Here is a 3364-nt window from a genome sequence, read left to right on the forward strand (position 1 = left end):
GCTCATTAATTCACGCTTGAGATATCAGCAAAGAGAAATTAGGAACTAGTATGAAACGAATTCTGCAAACTTTAATGGGTGTCTGCCAAGCAACACTCTTGGTAGCCGTTCTTGGCATGAGTGTGAATGCCAGCGCAAACGAAGAGGGCTTCCCATTAGATGCCGCACCTAACCGCGTCAGTAGTAATGCTTCATTGCAAAATGGCGCTAAGTTGTTTGTGAACTATTGCTTAAACTGCCACGCTGCTTCTAGCATGCGCTACAACCGTTTGCGCGATATTGGTTTAACTGACCAGCAAATTAAGGACAACTTAATTTTGACTGATGCAAAGGTTGGCGATTTGATGACCATTGCAATGACGCCTAAAGAAGGCAAAGCTTTCTTTGGTAAAAATCCACCCGACCTATCAGTTGAGGCTCGTGCACGTGGAACGGATTGGCTCTATACCTACTTCCGTACTTTCTACAAAGACGACACCACTCAGACTGGCTGGAATAATTTGGTTTATCCAAGCGTAGGTATGCCGCATGTGCTCTGGCAGTTGCAAGGTGAGCGCGCAGCAAAATTCGAAGAGCGCAAAGATCCTCATGATGAAAGTCGTGTAGAAAAGGTGTTTGTAGGTTTTGAGCAGCTCACTCCTGGCACGATGAAGCCACAAGAGTACGACGATAATATTGCCGACTTAGTGGCATTTATGTCATGGATGGCTGAGCCTGTTCAGCTTGAGCGCAAGCGCCTAGGCGTTGTAGTGCTTCTATTCTTAGCAATCTTCACCATTTTGGCCTGGCGTTTAAACAAGGCTTACTGGAAAGATATTCACTAATTTGCTTGATAAGGGCTCATTGATTGAGCCCTTCATTTGCAATTGTTGTATTGAAGTAGAAATTTAAGGAAATATATTTATGATGGTGTTGTACTCGGGTACTAATTGCCCATTCTCGCAACGCTGCCGTTTGGTGCTTTTCGAAAAAGGCATGGATTTTGAAATCCGTGATGTCGATCTCTTTAATAAGCCAGAAGACATCTCCGTAATGAACCCTTATGGTCAAGTGCCCATTTTGGTTGAGCGCGATTTAATTTTGTACGAATCAAACATCATCAATGAATACATTGATGAGCGTTTCCCGCATCCTCAATTGATGCCGCCTGATCCTGTAGCTCGTGCACGTGCACGCCTTTTTCTGTTTAATTTTGAAAAAGAGCTGTTTGTTCATGTGGCAGCATTGGAGAATGAAAAGGGGAAGGCTGCTGAGAAAGTGCATGAAAAGGCTCGTTTGGCGATTCGCGATCGCTTAACGCAATTGGCCCCCATTTTTGTCAAAAATAAGTACATGTTGGGCGACGAGTTCTCCATGCTTGACGTTGCTATTGCGCCATTGCTTTGGCGTCTTGAGCACTATGGCATTGATCTTTCTCGTAATGCAGCTGCGCTGCTAAAGTACGCAGAACGTATTTTCAGCAGACCCGCTTACATTGAAGCTTTAACTCCTTCTGAGAAAGTAATGCGCCGCTAAGATCAATAGCGGTTCATTTTCAGTCGGCATGTCTGAAATCCCAAGTAACAAACCCTACTTAATCCGTGCTCTACACCAGTGGTGCACGGATTTTGGTTTTACGCCCTTTATCGCGGTTTTCGTGGACGCGAGGGTTGAAGTGCCAATGGAGTATGTGAAAAACGACGAAATCGTTTTAAACCTCTCTTTAGAAGCCTGCCATCAATTGCAGCTGGATAACGATTGGATAAGCTTTCAGGCTCGCTTTGGCGGAGTTCCTAAAAAAATCATGGTTCCTGTAACCCATGTTCTAGCGATATACGCACGAGAGAATGGCCAAGGAATGTCATTTCCGTTCGATCCTTCGCAATTACGTGATTTAAAAGTGGTGGAATCTACGGAAGAGGCAGTAGAAAAGCCTAAACCAGGCAAGCCGTCCTTAAGGATTGTGAAATAGGCTAAAATATCATTCGTTGCCCCTTTAGCTCATCTGGTAGAGCAACTGATTTGTAATCAGTAGGTGGTCTGTTCGAGTCGGACAAGGGGCACCAAAATTCAAAAGCCTCTCAGCGATCTAGCTTAGAGGCTTTTTCTTTAGTGGTGATTATTGATGTAAATCAGCTTGTTTGGTTTCCGGAAGATATAGAAACGCAACGATTCCCGCGCATATCAGAAATATTGTTGGGTACCAAAGACCGGCCATAGTATTTCCCCATCGTTGATTAAGCCAGGTGACTATGAGTGGCAGCAAACCACCAATCCAACCTGCTGCTAAATTGTGAGGAAGGGTTGCGGCACTATTGCGATTTTTAGCAGGAAACAACTCTGCTAACAACGCAGTTTGTGGGCCTACTACTAAAGCAAGCATGCAAGAAAGCAGAATAAGAATTGCACTAATGCCTATAAAAGTGAATGCGCTTGAATTTTTAATGTAATGAACACCGAGCTGCGCAAGCAGCCCATAAGATGGGTAAAGCAATATCGCCCCCAGAACAATGCCGCTCAATACTATAGGCTTTCGTCCAAAATGATCAGACAGCCACCCTGCGGCAACAGTCAAAGGTATAAGAATGACGGTAGCTCCGATACTCAATTGATCCACTAGTGCAGAGTCAAGCCGCACTGTGGTCTTTAAAAAAATCATCGTATATACCTGCACGCAAAAGAACAAAATGGCACCACTCGATGAAATACAAAAAAACAGGAGAAACATTCTTTTGCGAATTTGTGGATCTCTAAAGTTATTGAGTAATTGAGATTCAATTTTTGGTGTTTTTTTAGTGAGCTCTAGAAAGATTGGTGTTTCATCTAAAGATCTCCGCATAAAAATGGCGATCAATAAAAGCAATAAAGAAACCCAAAATGGCACTCTCCAGCCCCAAGATTCAAATTCTGCGGTGGTTAGCCAATGCCGAAGTAAGGCAATTTGTATAGTCGAAAAAAGAATGCCCAGTGGCCCCATCAGCTGCAAAAAACTAGTCTTAAAGCCCCGATATTGTGTGCCAGCATGCTCGGTGAGATAAACAGCGCCGCCACCGATTTCCCCGCCGGCAGATAGCCCTTGCATTAACCGTAAGAAAACAAGGAGCAATGGTGCCCAAATGCCGATTTGTTCATAGGTGGGCAGAAAGCCCACAGTGACCGTTGCAAAGCCCATGAGTCCAATGGTGATCATAAAGACGGGTTTTCGTCCTATACGGTCTCCTAGGGACCCAAAAAGGGCCGCTCCTAGAGGTCTTACCACCATACCCACACCAAAGGTCGCCAAACTCGCCAAAAGGCCAACGTTGGGGTCTGTGGCTGGAAAAAATAATGGCGCCAGGACAACTGCTAGGGTGGCAAAGGTGAGGAAGTCATACCACTCTAAAAA

4 protein-coding genes and 1 tRNA gene are annotated in these 3364 nt (G+C 44.7%); 4 read left to right on the top strand and 1 reads right to left on the bottom strand.

The features are described from left to right. The first annotated feature begins 74 nt into the window (after positions 1 to 74). The 4 genes from KIH43_RS02935 (at position 75) to KIH43_RS02950 (ending at position 2045) form a co-directional block, all read left to right on the top strand. Positions 75 to 824 (top strand): cytochrome c1, encoded by a 750-nt coding sequence (locus KIH43_RS02935; RefSeq protein WP_297717553.1) that lies wholly within the window; start codon positions 75 to 77, stop codon positions 822 to 824. 79 nt (positions 825 to 903) lie between these two features. After that, positions 904 to 1515, top strand: a complete 612-nt coding sequence (locus KIH43_RS02940; RefSeq protein WP_068320223.1) for a glutathione S-transferase N-terminal domain-containing protein — start codon at positions 904 to 906, stop codon at positions 1513 to 1515. Positions 1516 to 1543: 28 nt separating this feature from the next. Beyond that, a complete protein-coding gene (locus tag KIH43_RS02945; RefSeq protein ID WP_296967154.1) occupies positions 1544 to 1951 on the top strand; it encodes a ClpXP protease specificity-enhancing factor in 408 nt (135 codons plus the stop codon). An 18-nt stretch (positions 1952 to 1969) separates the two neighbouring features. Further along, positions 1970 to 2045 (top strand) — tRNA-Thr (locus tag KIH43_RS02950). A gap of 53 nt (positions 2046 to 2098) precedes the next feature. On the opposite strand, the gene KIH43_RS02955 is transcribed toward KIH43_RS02950, so the two are convergent. Beyond that, the coding region (locus tag KIH43_RS02955; RefSeq protein WP_297717551.1) for an MFS transporter at positions 2099 to 3364 on the bottom strand (1266 nt) is incomplete at its 5' end.

Source organism: Polynucleobacter sp., assembly GCF_018500155.2.
Classification (GTDB): domain Bacteria; phylum Pseudomonadota; class Gammaproteobacteria; order Burkholderiales; family Burkholderiaceae; genus Polynucleobacter.

What these genes read in the sequence shown, in the direction of transcription:
- KIH43_RS02935 (WP_297717553.1), top strand. Translation starts at nt 75, where the DNA reads ATGGGTGTCTGCCAAGCAACACTCTTGGTAGCCGTTCTTGGCATGAGT.
- KIH43_RS02940 (WP_068320223.1), top strand. Translation starts at nt 904, where the DNA reads ATGATGGTGTTGTACTCGGGTACTAATTGCCCATTCTCGCAACGCTGC.
- KIH43_RS02945 (WP_296967154.1), top strand. Translation starts at nt 1,544, where the DNA reads ATGTCTGAAATCCCAAGTAACAAACCCTACTTAATCCGTGCTCTACAC.